At 59.0% G+C, this 18355-nt stretch carries 18 protein-coding genes; 9 read left to right on the forward strand and 9 right to left on the reverse strand.

From position 1 onward, the window contains the following. The first annotated feature begins 253 nt into the window (after nt 1-253). Together FN828_RS02305 and FN828_RS02310 are read left to right on the forward strand one after the other, a co-directional pair. The gene (locus FN828_RS02305; RefSeq protein WP_142492038.1) at nt 254-1462 is read left to right on the forward strand and encodes a serine hydrolase domain-containing protein; all 1209 of its coding nucleotides are present in this window, start codon (nt 254-256) and stop codon (nt 1460-1462) included. Beyond that, complete coding sequence (locus tag FN828_RS02310; RefSeq protein ID WP_142491781.1) at nt 1459-3438, forward strand: acetoacetate--CoA ligase; 1980 nt, start codon at nt 1459-1461, stop codon at nt 3436-3438. Before FN828_RS02305 ends, FN828_RS02310 begins: the two co-directional genes overlap by 4 nt. A gap of 65 nt (nt 3439-3503) precedes the next feature. Here the strand turns inward: FN828_RS02310 and FN828_RS02315 are convergent, their stop codons facing one another. After that, complete coding sequence (locus FN828_RS02315; RefSeq protein WP_142491782.1) at nt 3504-4316, reverse strand: response regulator; 813 nt, start codon at nt 4314-4316, stop codon at nt 3504-3506. A 106-nt stretch (nt 4317-4422) separates the two neighbouring features. On the opposite strand from FN828_RS02315, the gene FN828_RS02320 reads away from it, so the two are divergent. From FN828_RS02320 to FN828_RS02335, 4 genes are all read left to right on the forward strand, one after another. After that, a complete protein-coding gene (locus FN828_RS02320; RefSeq protein WP_142491783.1) occupies nt 4423-4575 on the forward strand; it encodes a NepR family anti-sigma factor in 153 nt (50 codons plus the stop codon). Beyond that, nucleotides 4565-5143 carry an RNA polymerase sigma factor gene (locus FN828_RS02325; RefSeq protein ID WP_142491784.1) on the forward strand — a complete coding sequence of 193 codons (579 nt, stop codon included), beginning with the start codon at nt 4565-4567 and terminating at the stop codon, nt 5141-5143. Before FN828_RS02320 ends, FN828_RS02325 begins: the two co-directional genes overlap by 11 nt. Before the next feature lie 38 nt (nt 5144-5181). Then, nucleotides 5182-6876: a sensor histidine kinase gene (locus FN828_RS02330; protein ID WP_142491785.1), complete on the forward strand. Its 1695-nt coding sequence runs from the start codon at nt 5182-5184 to the stop codon at nt 6874-6876. A gap of 253 nt (nt 6877-7129) precedes the next feature. Next, nucleotides 7130-9739, forward strand: a complete 2610-nt coding sequence (locus FN828_RS02335) for a calcium-binding protein (protein WP_185958909.1) — start codon at nt 7130-7132, stop codon at nt 9737-9739. 72 nt (nt 9740-9811) lie between these two features. On the opposite strand, the gene FN828_RS02340 is transcribed toward FN828_RS02335, so the two are convergent. Continuing rightward, nucleotides 9812-10603: an HpcH/HpaI aldolase/citrate lyase family protein gene (locus FN828_RS02340; protein WP_142491787.1), complete on the reverse strand. Its 792-nt coding sequence runs from the start codon at nt 10601-10603 to the stop codon at nt 9812-9814. Next, a complete protein-coding gene (locus FN828_RS02345) occupies nt 10597-11433 on the reverse strand; it encodes an FAS1-like dehydratase domain-containing protein (protein ID WP_142491788.1) in 837 nt (278 codons plus the stop codon). The genes FN828_RS02340 and FN828_RS02345 overlap by 7 nt, the downstream gene beginning before the upstream one ends. A gap of 160 nt (nt 11434-11593) precedes the next feature. On the opposite strand from FN828_RS02345, the gene FN828_RS02350 reads away from it, so the two are divergent. Beyond that, nucleotides 11594-11824, forward strand: a complete 231-nt coding sequence (locus FN828_RS02350; protein WP_142491789.1) for a sulfurtransferase TusA family protein — start codon at nt 11594-11596, stop codon at nt 11822-11824. Here FN828_RS02350 and mobA read toward each other — a convergent pair. Further along, nucleotides 11803-12423, reverse strand: coding sequence for a molybdenum cofactor guanylyltransferase MobA (gene mobA / locus FN828_RS02355; protein WP_142491790.1), 621 nt, complete (start codon nt 12421-12423; stop codon nt 11803-11805). The genes FN828_RS02350 and mobA overlap by 22 nt on opposite strands. Before the next feature lie 86 nt (nt 12424-12509). On the opposite strand from mobA, the gene FN828_RS02360 reads away from it, so the two are divergent. Beyond that, entirely contained in the window at nt 12510-13013 is a 504-nt protein-coding gene (locus tag FN828_RS02360; RefSeq protein ID WP_185958910.1) for a DUF2478 domain-containing protein, read from the forward strand. A 17-nt stretch (nt 13014-13030) separates the two neighbouring features. Here the strand turns inward: FN828_RS02360 and FN828_RS02365 are convergent, their stop codons facing one another. The 4 genes from FN828_RS02365 to FN828_RS02380 all read right to left on the reverse strand — a co-directional run bounded on the left by FN828_RS02365 (nt 13031) and on the right by FN828_RS02380 (nt 16446). Further along, nucleotides 13031-13474 (reverse strand): MarR family winged helix-turn-helix transcriptional regulator, encoded by a 444-nt coding sequence (locus tag FN828_RS02365; RefSeq protein ID WP_142491792.1) that lies wholly within the window; start codon nt 13472-13474, stop codon nt 13031-13033. 107 nt (nt 13475-13581) lie between these two features. Then, on the reverse strand, nt 13582-13773 hold the full coding sequence (locus FN828_RS02370; protein WP_221930521.1) for a DUF2783 domain-containing protein: 192 nt from the start codon (nt 13771-13773) through the stop codon (nt 13582-13584). Nucleotides 13774-13777: 4 nt separating this feature from the next. Then, nucleotides 13778-15403, reverse strand: a complete 1626-nt coding sequence (locus FN828_RS02375; protein ID WP_142491793.1) for an FAD-dependent oxidoreductase — start codon at nt 15401-15403, stop codon at nt 13778-13780. Nucleotides 15404-15495: 92 nt separating this feature from the next. After that, nucleotides 15496-16446 (reverse strand): MBL fold metallo-hydrolase, encoded by a 951-nt coding sequence (locus FN828_RS02380; protein WP_142491794.1) that lies wholly within the window; start codon nt 16444-16446, stop codon nt 15496-15498. 198 nt (nt 16447-16644) lie between these two features. Here FN828_RS02380 and FN828_RS02385 point away from each other — a divergent pair, with 198 nt between their 5' ends. After that, nucleotides 16645-17121, forward strand: a complete 477-nt coding sequence (locus tag FN828_RS02385) for a MarR family winged helix-turn-helix transcriptional regulator (RefSeq protein ID WP_142491795.1) — start codon at nt 16645-16647, stop codon at nt 17119-17121. 12 nt (nt 17122-17133) lie between these two features. Here FN828_RS02385 and FN828_RS02390 read toward each other — a convergent pair whose 3' ends face one another. Further along, nucleotides 17134-18306, reverse strand: a complete 1173-nt coding sequence (locus FN828_RS02390; protein ID WP_142491796.1) for an HPP family protein — start codon at nt 18304-18306, stop codon at nt 17134-17136. Nucleotides 18307-18355: the final 49 nt, after the last annotated feature.

The raw sequence follows: 18355 nt of genomic DNA on the forward strand, positions 1-18355 counted from the left end.
AAGTTAAGTGCTCTTACGCCAATGGTACTGCATCTCAAGATGTGGGAGAGTAGGTAACCGCCAAACCTAGCAATAACCAATAATCTCTATATACGATGATCCTAATACAAAGCCCGGCCTTGCGCCGGGCTTTTGTTATTTTCACATCAGTGTTCCTACTGACTTGAATTGAACACCTCCGTGCAACATGCTGCCCCAAGCGAAGATATAGAGGGGGGAGCGCATGGAACGGGTGACACCGGAACAGCAGGGAATGGATGCGGGACGTTTGGCGCGGATTGGTGCCTGGATGGACCGTTATGTTGACGCGCGGAAATATCCGGGGTGTTCGGTCTTGGTCGCGCGTGGGGGCAAAGAAGTCTATCACCACGCGACCGGCCTGCGGGATATTGAACGGAATTTGCCGTTTGAGCGCGATACCGTGGCGCGGATTTATTCGATGACGAAGCCTGTGACCTCGGTCGCGATCCTGATGCTGGCCGAGCGGGGCCTGTTCCATCTGGATGCGCCGGTGTCAGAGTTTATTCCGGCGTTCCGTGATATGACCTGTCTGCTGCCGGGGGCGGTGGACATTGGGCAGGTGAAAGCCTGTGCAACGCCAACCTTGCATCACCTGCTGACCCATACATCCGGGCTAAGCTATCCATTCAATCCGGGGCTACTGCCTGCGGTGATGAATGATGTGGATATTCTGTTCAAACCGGATCAGGGCTCGTTGGAAGCGATGGCCAATAAGGTCGCGGATTTGCCGCTGGCGTTTGAGCCGGGTGCGCGTTGGGAATATTCGGTATCAATCGACATTCTGGGCCGGGTGGTCGAAGTGGTTTCTGGCAAATCGCTGGCAGAGTTCTTTGCCGACGAAATCACAGGACCGTTGGGCATGACGGAAACCGCGTTTTCGGTGGTGCCGCAGGGCCGCGACAGGTTTGCCGCGCTGTATACGCCGCTGGCCGGGGACGCGATGGCATTGAATTCGGCGCAGAAAGGGGCCGAAACATTGCGCAGGGTGGACGATCCGCAAACATCCCCGTTCCTTGAGGCATCCATGCACTCTGGCGGTGGGGGCTTGACCGGCACGCTGGATGATTACATGAAGTTCACCGAGATGTTGCGGCGTGGTGGGGAATTGGGCGCACGCCTGTTGTCCCCGAAAACCGTGGATTTCATGCGCCGGAACCATTTGCGGGGCGATATCGCTTCGATGGGACCGGCCAGTTTCGCTGAACAACCGATGGAGGGGATGGGCTTTGGCCTTGGGGGTTCGGTGGTTTTGGAACCGGGGCGCACCCGCGTTCCCAGCAGCGTTGGGGATTTCAGTTGGGGGGGCATGGCCTCTACCTTTTTCTGGACGGACCCGGTGCTGGATCTGAGCGTGGTATTCTTTACGCAATTGTCCCCCTCCAGCTCTTACCCCGCGCGGGCAGAGTTGAAAGCATTGATACATGGAGCAGTGGTGGCATGAGCGAAGATCGAAAAATTCTGTGGACCCCAACCAAAGAACGGGCCGAGGCCAGCCTGATGGCCGAATATATCCGATGGCTAAAGACGCATCGGGGGCTGGAGTTCGCAGACTATAACGCCCTGTGGGAATGGAGCATTTCCGATCTGGATGGGTTCTGGACCTCGATCGTGGAATTCTTCGATCTGAAATTCAGCAAGCCGTGGGATGTGGTGCTGAAAGAGCGCAAACAACCCGGAGCGGAATGGTTCGTGGGCGCCGAAATGAACTTTGCCGATCAGGTGTTCCGTTGGGCGGATGCAAAGCCCGATGCGCAGGCGTTGATCGTGCAGTCGCAAACCGTGGGCCGCAAGGAATATAGCTGGGCAGAGCTGCGCCAGTCGGTTGCCAATGTGGCCGATCATCTGCGTGGGATGGGCGTGGGCAAGGGCGACCGGGTGGTTGCCATCCTGCCCAATACGGAACTGTCGATCATTGCCTTTCTGGCAACGATCAGTCTGGGGGCGATTTGGTCGCTTTGTGCGCCGGATATGGGGCATGTCGCTATTCTGGATCGGTTTAAGCAGATCGAACCGAAGGTTCTGATTGCGCAGGACGGCTATAACCACATGGGCAAGATGATCGACCGGCGCGACATTATCGCCGGGATCGCTGCGGGCCTGCCAACGCTGGAACAGCAGGTGATCCTGCCGATTGTGGGGGATCTGCCCGACGGTGCCGTGCATTGGGATGACATGGTGCAGGGCGATGCGGAATTGCAGATCGAACAGGTGGATTTTTCCCATCCGATCTGGGTGGTGTATTCGTCCGGCACCACCGGAAACCCGAAACCCATCGTGCATGGTCATGGCGGCGCGTTGCTGGAAGGGGCGAAGGCCAGCCTGCATATGGACCTGACGGACCAGACGCGGTTTTCCTGGCTGACGTCCTCGGGGTGGATCATGTGGAACGTTCAGGCGACCTGTCTGGCCAAAGGGGCGACCGTGGCCATGTTCGACGGGGCGGCCAATTACCCCGATATGATGGAAGTTTGGCGGTTTGTTGCGGCTGAAAAGCTGGATTATTTCGGGGCAGGGGCCGCCTATTTCAGCGGATGCCAAAAGGCCGGGATCAAGCCCGCGGCGGAACTGGATTTGTCGGCGCTTGTGTCGATTGGCGCGACGGGATCACCGATGACCGCCGAAGGCTATGATTGGGTATACGGGGAAATTTCGACGGATGCGTGGCTGGCCCCGATTTCGGGCGGCACGGATATTGCCGGGGCTTTCGTCTGCGGCAACCCGATGCTGCCGGTGCGCGCAGGTGAAATGCAGGCGCGGGCGCTGGGGAATGCGGTTCGGTCATTTGACGAGATGGGCAATGAACTGATTGGCGAGGTTGGGGAACTGGTCTGTACCGAACCATTGCCATCCATGCCGCTGTATTTCTGGGGTGACGAGGGCAATCTGCGTCTGATCGACAGCTATTATGACACCTATCCCGGTGTCTGGCGGCACGGGGACTGGATTGAAATCACAGCCGAAGGTGGGTCTGTGATCTATGGCCGTTCGGATGCCACGATCAACCGGCGGGGGCTGCGCTTGGGTAGCTCGGAAATCTACCGCGCGGTCGAGGCGCTGGACGAGGTGCAGGATTCATTGGTCGTTGATCTGGAATTTCTGGGTCGGGACAGCTTCATGCCGCTGTTCGTGGTGATGACGCAGGGCCATGAGTTAGACGATGCAATGCTGGATAAAATCCGCGCGTCGATCCGGGCCAGCGTGTCGGCGCGGTTCCTGCCGGATGAAATCGTTGCGATCCCCGAAGTGCCGCGCACTTTGTCCGGCAAAAAGCTGGAAGTGCCGGTGAAAAAGCTGCTGCTGGGCGGTGATCCGGCCAAGGTGGTCAATCGTGATTCAATGGCCAATCCTGACAGCTTTGACATGTTCATTCGCTATGCCGCCGATCACGACCGGCTGGGCCATCAGGTCCACGGCTAAGCATAAAAAAGCCCCGGCGCCTTTCGGTGCCGGGGAGTTTCCGGAAGGGATAGCCGGATCGTATTTCAGGCGGTCAGCGTTTCGGTGCTGGCAAAGAACATTGCCTGACTGACAGCAGAACGCACCTGTTGTTCGGAATAGGGCTTGGTGATTACAAAGGCCGGTTCGGGCCGTTTCCCCGTCAGCAATCGTTCGGGAAAAGCGGTGATGAAAATCACGGGAATATCGCTGGCCGCAATCAGAATTTCGTTCACGGCGTCAATCCCGGATGATCCATCCGCCAGTTGAATATCTGACAGGATCAGGTCGGGGTGGTCGCGTCCGGCCAGCCGAACAGCGCCGTCATGTGTACGGGCAACGCCGGTGATGGCGTGGCCCATGTCCGCGACGATATCCTGAAGGTCCATGGCGATGATTGCCTCGTCCTCGATCACCAGAATACGGCCTGTAATACTGTCTTCCATTTCTGCGCGGGCGATGTGGATCAGCCGATCAACGTCTGCCGCATTGGTTCCCATGATTTGAGCGATTTCAATGGCAGTGAATTCTTCGATCGTGTGCAGCAACAAAGCCTCGCGCGTGTTAGCGGTCAGGGCTTTCAGGTGGCGTTGGGCGTGGGCGGCCAAGCCGTCTTCGGGATCGGATACAGGGGCGCCCGCGCTGGTCCAGATCAGGTGGAATGCGCGAAACAGGGCCACTTTGTCCGAAAACCCTTGTTCAAAAACCGAACGATCCGCCAGCAGCGCCTCTAGCGTGGCTGCGGCATAGGAGTCGCCGGTTTTCTGGCTGCCAGTCAGCGCACGGGCGTAGCGCCGTAGATAAGGCAGAAGATTGGCAACAGTCACCGCCAAAAAAGTGCTTTCGGTGTTTTGTGACATGTGCGCTCCTCGTACTGTTTTTCAAACTTTCTTGGAACCTAACCCGGCAGAATTGAGTTAGTTCCCCAAGAATTAGATTTTTTACGAGTTGCGGAAAGAAAGCGGTATGACCGAGAAACAGCCTAAGTCCAGTCTGGAAGAGTTGATCGACGATAACCTGCGCAAGGTTTACCGACAGGTCGAAGACGAACAGGTGCCAGACAGGTTTCTGGAGCTTCTGGAGAAGCTGAAGCAACAGGAAAACACCGATGGGACATAACACACAGCCCCCGGACCCGCGGGACGAGATCGTGACCCATTTACCGGCCTTGCGGGCTTTTGCCGTCAGTCTGACGCGTAACGGTTCGCAGGCGGATGATTTGGTGCAAGACACCATTGTGAAGGCTTGGAAAAATTTCGATAAATTCCAGCCCGGCACGAATATGCGGGCATGGTTGTTCACAATTTTGCGGAATACATTCTATTCCGCGATGCGCAAAAGCCGCCGCGAAGTGGCTGATGTGGATGGGGCGCTGGCCGCCACATTGGCGGAAAAACCCCACCATGACGGGCGGTTGGCCATGGCTGATTTTGAAAAAGCGTTCGTCACCCTGCCCGAAGAACAGCGTGAAGCGCTGATTTTGGTAGGTGCTTCGGGATTTTCCTACGAAGAAGCGGCTGAAACCTGCGGGGTCGCTGTGGGAACCATCAAAAGCCGGGTCAACGGGGGGCGGGCGCGATTGGCCGAGTTGTTGGAAATCCGTGATGATGAAAGCATGGAACTGACGGACGCGCAGACAGTGGCCGTTGTGACCAATTCGATGCAGCCGCGAAAGGGCGCTGCGTGAACACCCTGTTTCAGCGCTTGCGCAATCAAAGCGAAACTTTGCCTTTTCGTATTGCGGCGCTTCTGGCGTTGGCGCTGTTGCCCATCGGATTGATTTCCGTCACGCAGACCGTGCTGCTGATCCGGGAGTCGGATAATCGCACCAAGGCCAGTTTGCTGGCGCTGACGTCAGAAGCCGCAGCCGGAGAGGAGGCGCATATTCGCACCGCTTTCGGTGCGGCGGGTGCTATTGAGGCGTTGCTGCCGGTTCTGCGCAACAATCCCGAAGGCTGCGCCGTTCAGTTGCAGCAATTCCTGCGCAGCTACCCGGCATTTTCATTTGCCGGATATGTTGACGGGGATGGGGTGGTTCAGTGTGCCTCGGCGGGGATAGGCAAGGATCTGTCCGCCCTTAGCCTGTTCAGCCTGATGCGGGACACGCCGGTTCCGCGTGTGACGATCAACCGAAACGGGCCGATCAGCGGCACCTCGGTCCTGATTGTATCGGTTCCGGTGATGGAGCGCGGGCAATACGCCGGGTATGTGGCTGTATCATTGCCGCATCGGGTGTTCTTTGGCGACATCGAGGAGGCCTCGGTCCGGTCGCTGGTCAACCTGATCACGTTCAATGCAGATGGGCAGGTGATGACCAGCAGCGAAGGCTTGGATGAGGTCGTATCGGAACTGCCGATCAATCGCGATCTAAAGGAATTTGTAGGCAACCCGGAAACGGCGTTTATTGATACAACGGCCAATGGCCTGCTGCGGGTCTATTCCGTCGTGCCAGTGGTGCCAAACGTGGCGTATGCGATGGGGATATGGCAATACGAGCAGCATTCCTTTGTCACGGAAAACATCAAGATCACAAATTCGGTTCTGTTTCCGGTTGCGATGTGGCTGGCCTGTCTGGGGGTGGCGTTCTTCGCGGTGCAGCGCATGGTGATCCGGCCCACGCGAAACCTGCGGGCGCGGATGTTGTTGTTCATGCGGACCCGCCGCATTTCCCCACCGCGCAATGATGGGTCGGTCCCCATCGAAATCCGCGAGATTGACGAAACCTGGAAGATGATGGCCGAAAGCGTTCTTCAGGATGAGGCAGAGTTGCATAACTCTTTGCACGAAAAGACGATTTTGGTGAAAGAAGTCCACCATCGCGTGAAAAATAACCTGCAATTGATTGCCTCGATTCTAAGCATGAAAATCCGCAAGACCCAAAACATGGAGGTGCGCCATTCCCTGCAAGAGGTCCATCGCCGGGTGATGAGCATCTCGCGCGTTCATCAGAAACTATACGAAACCACCACCGAAGAACGCGTGCGGGCGGATGAATTGCTGCGTACCATCGTGGAACAGATCAAATCCTCGGCCCTGCCGGACGCCCGTGCGCTACAGTATTCCGAAGCGTTCGAGCCAGTGGTGATGTACCCGGATCAGGGGGTTCCCCTGTCTTTGGCGGCGTCGGAAATGGTGATGAACGCCCTGAAATACATGGGGGCGCCCGCGGGGGAAAAACCGTGGCTAGAGATCAGCCTGACCCGCGAAGGGGAAAACGATGTGGTGTTCGAGGTGGCCAATTCGGTTGGGAACAAGGTGTGCCGGGATGTGCCAGACACCGAAACCGGATTGGGGGATAAGCTGATTGCAGCATTCGTGCAGCAAATGGAAGGCGTCGTAGAAACCCAAGAGGAAGAGGGCGTTTACCGCATCCGTATCCGCATCCCGATTGCCGATTTTCAGGAAGAGGCCCGGCAATAGCGCGCGCCCCACGCCACAGATTTTGATGGACGGCTGTACAACATAGGGATGTGGCCGCGCTGCGCCTGTGCCTTGATGCCCCTGATTAAAGGTCCGGGGTATTGGATCGCGCGGCATAACTGTTGCGTGATATTTCTATCGGAACGGCTTTACAGATATCGAATTACCGTGAAAAACTTGGTTTTTGCGTCGCCCCCGGTGTTGGGATTTTATCGGCGCGGTTTTGATGTGCATTAGAGCAAAGGGTTTATTCATGCCTATCACCCCTCAAATTGATACGATTTTCGGCAGCGGCAGTGGGGTTTTCGGTCGCCTTGGTAGCAACCCCGTTTCAACGGTATTGAGCGATGGTCGCATCGCTGTTGCTTGGAACGAATGGGAATATCCCGGCGATGGGTCTATTCCGGGGATCGACTATCAGGTCTGGACCAGCATCCTGAACCCCGATGGGACGATTTCGGTTCCGGCAAGCATTGTGAACGATACCAATGTCGGCTCTCACGGTGCGCCACAGATCGCGGCGCTGTCCGATGGCGGATATGTTGTCAACTGGATCGTGATGAACCATGAAACGGTGCAGGGCGACGGCCAGACTGTCTATACCTATGAATCTATGGTGCGCAGCTTTACTGCGACTGGCACCGCCGAAGGTGCGGCGGCCGAGGTATCGCCGGATTTGGCGGTGTATGATCCGTCTGACTATAATTCAATGCTGTCCAATAACATCACACGGTCCAACATCATCAGCCTTGATGGGGGCGGGGCGTTGACGTTGTACAGCTACCGCGAAAGCGGGGCGATCTATGATGATGCGGGCACATGGGCGCGCGTCGTGGGTAATGACGGGCAAACGCTGGGCACCCCCGTCCGCATTTGGGAAAGCAGCAACTCGACAATGGAGGCGGTGCAACTCACCTCTGGCGATCTGGTGTTCCTGAATTACGAGGGCGACTTGGTCGGCTATTCCATCCGCATCACGGGCGCGGATTTGACCAGCGCCCCAACCTCGGTTCCCGGTGCAACCGGGCCGGTTGAATTCCTGCATGACCCTGAACCTTTCCTGAATGCCACCGGCTATATTTCCGGTGTGCGATTGGCCGCGCTAAGCGATGGAAGCTTCACCGTCATTTATGGCTACAATCATCAACTGGGCGCGGACAACGACGAATCCCTGCGTCTGGACCGTTACGATGCGGCGGGACAATATCAATCAACCGTGGTGATCCCCGTGCTGGATGACGTGGTGCAGCAGCCCGGTGCCGTTCCCTATGAAATTCTGGGGCTGTCTGGCGGTCGTATCATGGTGGTGTGGTCTCATGCCGTGGCCTATGGCGATCTGGACATAATGGGCGTGATCGTCAACGCAGACGGTACGCTGGAAAGCGTCCCTGCCGTGATCAACCCCAACACCACCGGATTGCAATTGCTGGGGGATTTGTCGCTGTTGCCGAACGGTGATGTTTTCATGACCGTGACCGACGCCTCCGGTGCGCTGGTGGGCGGCGTTGCCGATTACATGCACGGCGTTGTGCTGGATGTGCCCGGCGTTGTGGCGCCCATTGGGGTGAACTATGTCGGCACCAGCGGGCATGACACGTTCTATGGCGGTGCGGCGGATGATACTGCGCATGGCTATGCCGGGAACGATACGCTGGGTGGCGGCGGCGGCAATGACAGCCTGTTCGGCGAGGCCGGAAATGACATGCTGATGGGCAATGCAGGCCGCGACTATCTGGACGGTGGTGCTGGATACGATCAGCTTTGGGCCGGGGCGGACAATGACACCCTGATGGGGGGAAACGGGGCGGATGTGTTGGGCGCCGATCTGGGCAATGACCTGATCTATGGCGATGACACGGTTGAAAGCGCACTGGATGGGAATGACTCGATCTACGCCGGGGCCGGAAATGATACGGCCTATGGCATGGGCGGGAACGATGAAATCTGGTTGGGCGATGGCCTGAACCTTGCCTATGGTGGCAGCGGTGACGACGTGTTGGGCGGTGGAGCAGATGCCGACAGCCTGCATGGGGGCGATGGTCAGGATTCCCTTTATGCCGGGGCTGGTGACGATTCGATCTGGGGCGATGCTGGCAACGATATTATCTGGACAGGCACCGGCAGCGATTGGGCTGATGGCGGCGCAGGTAACGATTTGCTGGGCGGGGTCGATGGCGATGACACGCTGTTGGGCGGCCTTGGCGATGACACGCTGTATGGCGGGGCTGGCGACGACAGCCTTGAAGGCGGCGATGGCAACGATGAAATCTGGGGTGGAACCGGGGCCAACACATTGCACGGCGGCGCGGGTAACGACCTGCTGGGCGGTGGCGCATTGAATGATGTCATTCATGGCGGCAGCGGGCATGACACGATTTATGCGGCGGCGGGTGATGATTATATCACCGGCGATTACGGTAACGATGAAATCTGGGCCGGGGCTGGCAACGATACGCTGGACGGCGGCGACGATCAGGACACGCTGGCTGGTCTGGACGGGAACGACAGTATCACCGGGGGCCGGGGCGACGATCTGTTGATGGGGGCCGCTGGGGCGGACACATTGGTTGGGGATGCCGGGAATGACACGATATGGGGCGGCGCGGATGCTGACCTGTTCGTGTTCACCGCTGGCGATGGTCAGGATATGATCGGTGACTTTAACGGCGTTGCGGGTGATCGGCTGAACCTAAGTGACAGCTTGTGGGCAGGGGCGGGTCCGCTGGATGCCACTGGGGTTGTTGCAGCCTATGCCAGCAACGGGGCGACTGGGATCGAGCTAAGCTTTACCGGCGGCGAAACCATTACCCTGACCGGGTTTTGGGATATGGCCAATCTGGATAGCTACATCACCATCGTCTGAACCAGACGGGCATACAAAATCAAAAGGGCAGCGATGGGCTGCCCTTTTTTGTGTGTTTGGGGGCGTCGCCGCCTATTCAGATGCGGCCAGTATGGCACGGGCGCGTATACGGACGGGTTCATCCACCATAGCGCCATCCACCGATACGGCCCCATCCCCGGACTCCAGAACCCGCCGCGCCCAGTTCAGTTCTGCGGCGCTGGGGGCGAAGGCGCGTAACACGTCGGCAATTTGTTTCGGGTGGATGCACAGCTTTCCGGTCATCCCCATGTGCCGTGCATGAAGCGCGTCGTCGAAGCTGACAGCCAGATCATCCAGTTGCGTTGTCACGCCATCAATCGGGGCGGCAATCCCGGCCAGTCGCGACGCCAATACCAGTTCACTGCGCACGGGCAGCAGCACGTCGCGCAAGTGGTGGCACCCCAGATCGGCGCAGTAATCCACAGACCCAAAGGCCAAACGTTCCACCCCTTGCAGCGCGGCGATGGCGCGGGCGTTGGATAAGCCCTTGGCCGTTTCTATCAATGCGATCAGCGGAATCCCCTGCAAGGCCGCAACGGTGGCCGACACTTCGGCCAGATATTCGGACTTTGGCAACATCACCGCAGAGGGTGCCAAGGCCCGCACGGCTGCCATGTCCTTTGGATGCCAGGCGGTGCCTGCCGCGTTGATCCGCACAATGACCGGCAAATCAGTGAAATCCGTGCGCAGCGCATCGCGTGCGGTGTCCTTGTCTGCGATGGCTACGGCGTCTTCCAGATCAAGAATGATGGCATCCGCGCCTGATCCTGCGGCCTTGGCAAACCGTTCCGGCCGCGAGGCGGGAACGAAAAGCGGGGCGCGAATATGGGATAGGTTTACCATTCTGCCTGTGCCTCCATCGCGACAGGGCCACCCGTGCGGGCGGTCCACAGTTTCAGACCTGCGCCGTCGGTGCTGGCGTTCAAGGTGAAATCAGCGTCATCAAAGATCGGCGACAGGCTGCGGAACCGGAAATATCTGGGCGGTTTACCATGAAGATCGGCAGCGTATTGGCACAGCTGTGTGGCCTGCATTGGGCCATGCACGATCAGGCCCGGATAGCCTTCGACCCCGGTCGCATAGGGTTTGTCGTAGTGGATGCGGTGGCCGTTGAAGGTAAGCGCGGAATAGCGAAACAGCAGCGGTGCGGTCGGGGTGACGGTACGGTGCTGTTCCCCAATCGCAGCGGGGGCGGGGGCTGTAGTGGTTGTCCCGGTCGGACTGGCCCCACGGTAAACGATGTCCTGCCGTTCCGTCAGAACCTTTAGCCCGTTGCTGGTCACATCATGGTCGACGGTTACAAAACAAAGCGGCCCGGTGCGGCCCTGTTTCAGCGTTACATCTGTGATAACGGACCGGCGCGTGACAGTTTCGCCAATACGGATCGGACCGAAAAACTGTATCGCGCCACCGGCCCACATGCGGCGGGGTAATGGCACGGGCGGCAGGAACCCACCCCGCGCGGGATGCCCATCTTCGCCCAACTTCATCGTCGGGACAGTCGGTTGCGCCAGACAAAAATGGATCAGCAGGGGGGCAACGTCACCGATTTCAGTCCCGGAATCGCGGTCGAATGTGGCATTGAACTGGCGCACTAAGGTCGGGTCGAGGTGTTCGCTGTCTTTCTGTTCGCGCCCAATCCAGCCGCGCAGGTGGTCAATGTCGATTTCCATTGCCGGGTCTCCGAAAAGTTTCAGCCTGACCTAGCCCAGTGTGGCGGCATTGAACAAATATATGTTTTTAATCTTCTGTATATGAAATTTATATACCTTATCGTTTTGCGCCAGACGGTCCCAGTAGACAGCCCCGGATGGCTGGTTTACCAGCTTGGTCATGACTTTTGATGACAGCTATGATGCTTCTGGGTTGCTATGCCCCTTGCCCGTGCTGAAGGCGCGGAAACGGTTGTTGGCGTTGCAACCGGGGCAGGTGTTGCGCCTGATTGCAACGGACCCGGCGGCGATCGTGGACGTGCCACATTTTTGTGCGCAAACAGGGTACGAGCTTTTGGGGATGGAAGACCCCAGCCCGGAAACGCAGGTTTACTTCATCCGAAAACACTGATCCCCACGGGCCAAGGCGCGGGCCTGACGCAAATCCTGCGGGGTGTTGATGTTGAAAAATGGGTCCGCCCCACCATGCGGGAATATGACCTGCGTGCCGCCATGCGCATCCGCCCACAGCCGCACCTTGCGGTCCCCGCGTTCCAGCGCATTGGCCAGATCGTCACGCAGCGCCACGGGCCACATTCCAAATATGGGCTGTAACACCGGCGTTTCGCCGGGGGCCTGACTGGCGGCCAGCGTCAGCCCGCCGGGTTCTGCCAGACGCGCCACCAGATCACGGGGAAAAAACGGTGTGTCAGCCGCCACCGTTACCACCCGATCCGCGCCCAAAGCTGCGGCCCAATCCATTGCAGCCAGAACCCCGGCCAACGGGCCGGGCTGATCCGCGATGCCATCCGCCAGAACGGGTCGCCGGAACCTTTGAAACCGCGCCGGGTTTCCGTTGGCGTTCAGCGCAAGTTCGCTGCATTGCGGGGCCAATCGTGCGATGACGTAATCCAACAGGGATTGCCCCGCCAAGGACAGCAAGCCTTTGTCGCCGCCGCCCATGCGGCTGGCTTTGCCACCTGCCAGTATGACGCCCGGAACCTTCGTCATGATGTGGTCCTTCCTGCGACCCTGCTGCCCTTTCGCAGCATAGTGGCATCCTGTAAGGGAGAATGATCCGTTGCAAGGGGCCGCATATGTTGGGCTTTATCATCTCTGAAAAACCGGGGCAGGCCGATGCGATTTTACAGCGGCTTGCGCAGGACTTGATTGTACAAGGCGTCAGACTGACTGGCGCGGTTCAGGAAACCACGCGCCTGTCTGCCAATCAAAAGAAAAGTATGGCCTTGCATCTGCTGCCGGATGGCCCGCTGATTGGCATCAGTCAGGATCTTGGCCCGATGGCTACCGGCTGTTCTTTGGACCCAGACGGGTTGGAACAGGCGGTGGGGTTGATGGCCGCAGCGTTAGAGCGCCAGCCACAAATTCTATTGCTGAACAAATTCGGCAAGCAAGAAGCCGAGGGCCGTGGTGTCCGTCCACTGATCGGCGAGGCACTGGCGCGGGATATTCCCGTGTTGATCGGGGTCGGCCGGGAAAAGCTGCCCTTGTTTCAGGCGTTCGCGGGGGATATGGCGCAGGAATTACCGCGCGATTTGCCCGCCCTGCTGGATTGGTGTCAGCAGCATATGACGGTCTGAAACCGGGCCTTTGGCGTTCAGGCGGTTTGCGTGTCGATCCTGTGAATAGCGGCGTAAAGCGCGGTAATCCCCTGTTCCAGCGCAGCGCGATCTGCATCGGGCATTGCATCCAGAATGGACGCCGCACGCGCCCGGATCAACGGGTGAACCGTGGCAAACAGGTCGTGCCCTTTTTCCGTGCAGGAATACAGCCGCAGGCGGCGATCTTCGGATGGGGTGGCGCGGGTGATCAGCCCCTTTTTGTTCAGCCGATCCGCCGCGCGGCTGACCTGTACCTTGTCCAGCGAGGTACGCTTGGACAATTCAAGCGATGTGATCTGATCCACATCCGCCAACAGAAACAAAAGCCGCCATTCTTCGCGCGTCAGGCCAAAATCGGTTTGGTACACGTCCACCAAATGACGCGAAAAAGATTCCGCCGTGACGGCCAGTCGATATGGGAAAAAATCGGTCAGTTGCATGGCTGTGGTCCGTGTTCTGTGTCTTGTGCCGGATACTGCCCCAAAGATAAAGGCCGAAGACGGGAAAGACCCCGGCGTGGATGAACCGGGGTCTTTAGGTGTGTGGTTTAGTCCAGCTTGGCAGCGGCCAGAACCTGTTCCAGCACCTCTTGGTCGCCGATGTGATTGGCCATCAGCAGGATGATCCGGGCGTTCAGGGCCATGCTGGCATCGTCGCTTAGGCCGTCATGGACCGCGATCAGCCGGGCATAGAAATCATCCGCTTTTGCCAGATTGGGTTGGGTGTTCAGCATTGCCATCAGGTTATTCCTTTCCGCAGGCTTTGCGCAGGGCGGCCCGCAGCGCGGTTTCGTCATAGCTGTCCCAGCGGGCGGCGACATGCTGATCCGGGCGGATCAGATAAACGCCGGATTTCGTGGTCCCCAAATAGCGATCAGCCAAGGCACCCGTGGTATCGTCTGCCGCCGACAGCGCCATGCGGGTGGCGGTCACGCCGTCTTCGGTCACGCTGTCCGGGGCATCGGCGTCGATGGTCAGGATCTGAAAGCGGCTGCCCAATTGACCCAACAGGAACCCATCCCCCAACGGGGCGTCAGGGCAGGGGCTGCCGGGGCGGCTGCGGGCAGGGCCGCCAATCAGGGCGTCGGGACCGTTCAGCGACAGGCCGTCATAGGTGCAAGGCACCGACAGGCGACCGGAATTCACGATGGGGCGGGCGAAATCGTAATGTTCCGCCAAATCCAGCACCGCGTTGCGGAATACATGGCTGACCTTGGATTTCGGGGTGATGAAATCGGTCGAACGGGTGGAGTTCAGAATGTTTTCATCTGCGCCATGCACCCGTTCTTCGTTATAGGTGTCCAGCAGGGTGTCAGGCGCTTCGCCCCGGATCACCATGCCCAGTTTCCAGCCCAGATTGTCCACGTCCTGCATCCCGGAATTGGCCCCACGGGCGCCAAACGGGCTGACCTGATGCGCGGCATCCCCGGCAAAGAACACGCGGCCATGACGGAAATTATCCATCCGCTTGCATTGGAACGTGTAGATCGAGGACCAGACCATTTCATAATCCACGCCTTCGCCCAGGAACGCATCCAGGCGGCGGCGGATATTTTCCTCTTTCATTTCTTCCTTGCGGTCGACGTCCCAGCCAATCTGGAAATCCACGCGCCAAACGTCATCGGGCTGTTTGTGCAGCAGGGTCGATGCGCCCTGACCGTGGGTCGGTTCAAACCAGAACCAGCGTTCGGTCGGGAAGTTTTCCGACTTCATTTTGATATCGGCAATCAGGAAGCTGTCCTGAAAAACCTTGCCGGTGAAATCATAGCCCAGCATGGTCCGCAGCGGCGACGATGCGCCATCGCACCCGATCAGCCAATCCGCTTCGATTGTATAAGTCCCGTCCGGGGTCAGAATTTCGATTTCCACATAATCGTCATGCGGAATGACGTTTTCGACCCGGTTTTTGCCGCGCACTTCAAGGGGCGCGCCCTCGGCCTGCATGGCCTCGAACCGATCCAGCATGAAGCTTTCAAAATAGGGCTGCTGCATGTTGATAAAGGCCGGGTATTCATGGCCTTCTTCGGGCAACAGGTTGAATTCAAAAACCTTGCGGTCCTTGTGGAACACTTTGCCCAGATTCCACACCACGCCTTTTTCCACCATCGGTTTGCCACAGCCATAGCGGTCAGCGATTTCCAGACAGCGTTTGGCGAAACAGATGGCACGGCTGCCCATGCCCACGCCTTCGTGGTCGTCCAGTACCAGAACCGGAATGCCCTGCTGGCCTAAATCCAGCGCGGTTGCCACCCCGATGGGGCCGCCACCCATCACCACAACCGGATGACGCACCGGCGTTGCGGCGTCCTGATCGGGTGATTTTTTGTAGGGGTAGCGTTTGAAGGCGAGCGTATATCTGTCGTCAAACATGGTGTCTCCTCCGAATGCGGGCGGCCTGTGCGCAAGCCCGCTTGGTATTAAGGCGCAGGAACCGGCCCCGTGTGGGGCTAGTCCGTAAATGTTCAGCCTTGCAGTGCGTCCCACATTGCCAGATCGCGCTGGGCGGTCCAGATGCGGGGGGTGTCGATGCCGCGGGCTTCGTCATAGGCGCGGGCCACGTTGAACGGCAGGCAATGTTCGTAGATCGCGTAATCCGCGAATTTCGGGTCACACTCGGCGCGGCAGGCATCCCATGCTTCTTTCAGGGTGCCGTTGCGGGCGGCCACACGGGCCACCGGGCGATAGGTGCTGTCCACGAAATCACGGGTGTTTTCGATGGCGGCGTTCACCATTTCCTTGCCCACCAGCGCATCGCCCCGGCCCGGCGCGATGGCGTCCACGTCATAGGCCTTGATCGCGTCCAGCGTGTTGCCCCAGTCGCCGAAATGCCCATCACCGCAGTAGCAGGCCGAATGGTATTCCACGATGTCGCCGGTGAACATCACGTTCTGATCGGGCACATGGATCACCGCGTCACCCGCCGTATGAGCGCGGCCGATTTGCTTGATGTCCACCCGGCGGTTGCCCAGATAAACCGTCATGCTGTCGCTAAAGGTGGTGGTCGGGAAGGTCAGGCCGGGGATGCTTTCGTGGCCTTCGAACAGGCGCGGGAAACGCTGGAATTCGCTGTCCCAGTCTTCTTGGCCGCGTTCCACCACCATCGCACGGGCGGCATCCGACATGATCACCTGCTGCGCCCCAAAGGCGCTGGCCCCCAGAACACGCACGGCATGGTAATGGGTCAGAACCACATGGGTGATTGGCTTATCCGTAACAGAGCGCACGCATTCGATTACCTTATTGGCCAGACGCGGGGTGGCCTGCGCCTCGACGATCATCACGCTGTCATCGCCGATGATGACGCCGCTGTTGGGGTCGCCCTCGGCGGTGAAGGCATACAGGCCTTCGCCTACCTCGGTGAAGCTGATGTTTTTTTCGGTCATGTCCCCTTGGGACGCGAATGCCTTGGCCATCTGTTTTCTTTCCTTGGGTCGGTTGCAACAGGCGGGGGAGAGGGCTGTGCCGTGCCTCCTCCGCATCGGTCTGCGGTCTTATCCCATAAATACGTTGCATATGCAACGAAAATCGAAAGCGGCTTTTTTCTGCGGTCTGAATGTGACAGGTTGGGATGGGGTATTCCGTTCCCAACCATTTGAAAGAAGGGGAAATACATGAACGACGACAGTGTTCGCGGCGATGGCGCAGTCCAGCCGGTGTTCGATCTGACCCAGTTCACCCCCTACAAACTGGCGCTGGCCGCTCAATTGCTAAGCGAGGCATTGGCGCGGCAATATCGGCAAAGATTCGGTATCTCGATCCCGGATTGGCGGGTGCTGGTCCACCTGTCCCATTCCGGCGGCGCATCCGTGCGCGACATTGAAACCAGCGTGGTGATGGAAAAATCCAAAGTCAGCCGCGCGGCATCCCGATTAGAAGGGCGGGGCTTGGTCGCCAAACGCCCCCACCCCGAGGATAAGCGGCTGGTGCATCTGTCCTTGACGCCCGAAGGTCAGGCGCTTGTGGCGGAAATTCAACCGCTTGCGTTGACCTTGCAAGCCCAGATCGAGGCGGATTTGGGGGCGGGGTTCGCCGATTTTGCCAAGGCGCTGGACCTGCTGGCCGACAAATACAATCTGCAAGGCGGCTGACACGCCCCGCGATTAAAGCGGTGTCTCGGGCGCGGACAGGCTGTGCCGGGCCAGTGCTGCGATCAGATCGGTGCGGGTTACGATGCCCACGATCTGACCCCGGTCCAGCACGGGAACGGCATCGCAATCGCCTTCGGACATCATCGGCAGCAGGGCGGCCACCGGGGTTGTGGGCAGGGCGCGGGGCATGGCTGTCGCCATGATTTCGCTGGCCGACACGGGCCTGTCCCGGTTTTGGTCCAGCAGCCGTGCCATTGCCGCCGAAAACCGCCGATCCAGCCGGAACGCATCCTCACGTGCGCGGCGGATCAGGTGAATTTGGAAAATTACCCCCAGAAACTTGTCGCCGTCCTGCACCACGGGCAAGGACGTGAACCCATGTTGCCGAAACAGGTCCGCGACCTGATTCAGCGGCGTATCCGGCCCAACCGTGACCAGATTGCGCGACATGATATCGTCCGCCGTGGCAGGCCCGGTGCGATGCCGCGCCGCTTCGATTTCGGCGGCCCCGATCAGGCGTGCCAGATCTTCGACCCCCAAATTCAGCGATTGGCGATAGCGGTCCAGAATGCCGGTCAGGTCGTCCTCGTTCAGGCCCAAACGTTCCGCCGGTTCCGGGTCATGGGTGCCGTGGGAATTGCGGTCCTCGAATTGACGAAAGGGATAATGCCGTCCGCTGATGCGTGCGTAAATCGTGGCAAGGACCACCAATAACACCGTTCCCACGCCAACCGGGGCCAGCGCAAACCAGACCCCCAGCGATTGCACCGCATCGGGGCTAAGTGCGGCTGTCATGGCCACGGCCCCGGCTGGGGGATGTACCGCCCGCAGCAATGTCATCACCGCAATCGCCAGCCCCACCGCCAGCGCAACGCGCAGCGCAGGGTCCGGCACCAACAGGCACACCCCAACCCCCACCAACGCCGCCGACATGTTCCCCACCACCGCAGACCACGGCTGTGCCAGCGGGCTGTTTGGCACTGCGAACACCAGAACAGATGTCGCTCCGAACGGCGCGATCAGATACAGCCCGGTCCGCAGGTCCACCAAGGGGGACAATATAAACAGCCCCACGCAGCCCAACCCGATCAGCGCCCCCAGCCCGGCGCGCAATGCCTCTTTCCACGGGCCGGACGGAATGGCCGGGCCAAGCGCCCGTAATATATGCTGAAAATCAAATGTCATTGCGGGGTCTTTCACGTCGGGGTCTGGGCTTTGCTATCCCGGAACCGCC

This window comes from Thalassovita litoralis (assembly GCF_900182725.1).
GTDB lineage: Bacteria > Pseudomonadota > Alphaproteobacteria > Rhodobacterales > Rhodobacteraceae > Thalassobius > Thalassobius litoralis.

Coding starts and splice junctions, on each gene's coding strand:
- mobA (WP_142491790.1), bottom strand. CDS start 12,423: ATGACGAAGGTTCCGGGCGTCATACTGGCAGGTGGCAAAGCCAGCCGC.
- FN828_RS02335 (WP_185958909.1), top strand. CDS start 7,130: ATGCCTATCACCCCTCAAATTGATACGATTTTCGGCAGCGGCAGTGGG.
- FN828_RS02350 (WP_142491789.1), top strand. CDS start 11,594: ATGACTTTTGATGACAGCTATGATGCTTCTGGGTTGCTATGCCCCTTG.
- FN828_RS02320 (WP_142491783.1), top strand. CDS start 4,423: ATGACCGAGAAACAGCCTAAGTCCAGTCTGGAAGAGTTGATCGACGAT.
- FN828_RS02385 (WP_142491795.1), top strand. CDS start 16,645: ATGAACGACGACAGTGTTCGCGGCGATGGCGCAGTCCAGCCGGTGTTC.
- FN828_RS02325 (WP_142491784.1), top strand. CDS start 4,565: ATGGGACATAACACACAGCCCCCGGACCCGCGGGACGAGATCGTGACC.
- FN828_RS02345 (WP_142491788.1), bottom strand. CDS start 11,433: ATGGAAATCGACATTGACCACCTGCGCGGCTGGATTGGGCGCGAACAG.
- FN828_RS02390 (WP_142491796.1), bottom strand. CDS start 18,306: ATGACATTTGATTTTCAGCATATATTACGGGCGCTTGGCCCGGCCATT.
- FN828_RS02360 (WP_185958910.1), top strand. CDS start 12,510: ATGTTGGGCTTTATCATCTCTGAAAAACCGGGGCAGGCCGATGCGATT.
- FN828_RS02375 (WP_142491793.1), bottom strand. CDS start 15,403: ATGTTTGACGACAGATATACGCTCGCCTTCAAACGCTACCCCTACAAA.
- FN828_RS02380 (WP_142491794.1), bottom strand. CDS start 16,446: ATGGCCAAGGCATTCGCGTCCCAAGGGGACATGACCGAAAAAAACATC.
- FN828_RS02315 (WP_142491782.1), bottom strand. CDS start 4,316: ATGTCACAAAACACCGAAAGCACTTTTTTGGCGGTGACTGTTGCCAAT.
- FN828_RS02370 (WP_221930521.1), bottom strand. CDS start 13,773: ATGGCAATGCTGAACACCCAACCCAATCTGGCAAAAGCGGATGATTTC.
- FN828_RS02310 (WP_142491781.1), top strand. CDS start 1,459: ATGAGCGAAGATCGAAAAATTCTGTGGACCCCAACCAAAGAACGGGCC.
- FN828_RS02305 (WP_142492038.1), top strand. CDS start 254: ATGGATGCGGGACGTTTGGCGCGGATTGGTGCCTGGATGGACCGTTAT.
- FN828_RS02340 (WP_142491787.1), bottom strand. CDS start 10,603: ATGGTAAACCTATCCCATATTCGCGCCCCGCTTTTCGTTCCCGCCTCG.
- FN828_RS02365 (WP_142491792.1), bottom strand. CDS start 13,474: ATGCAACTGACCGATTTTTTCCCATATCGACTGGCCGTCACGGCGGAA.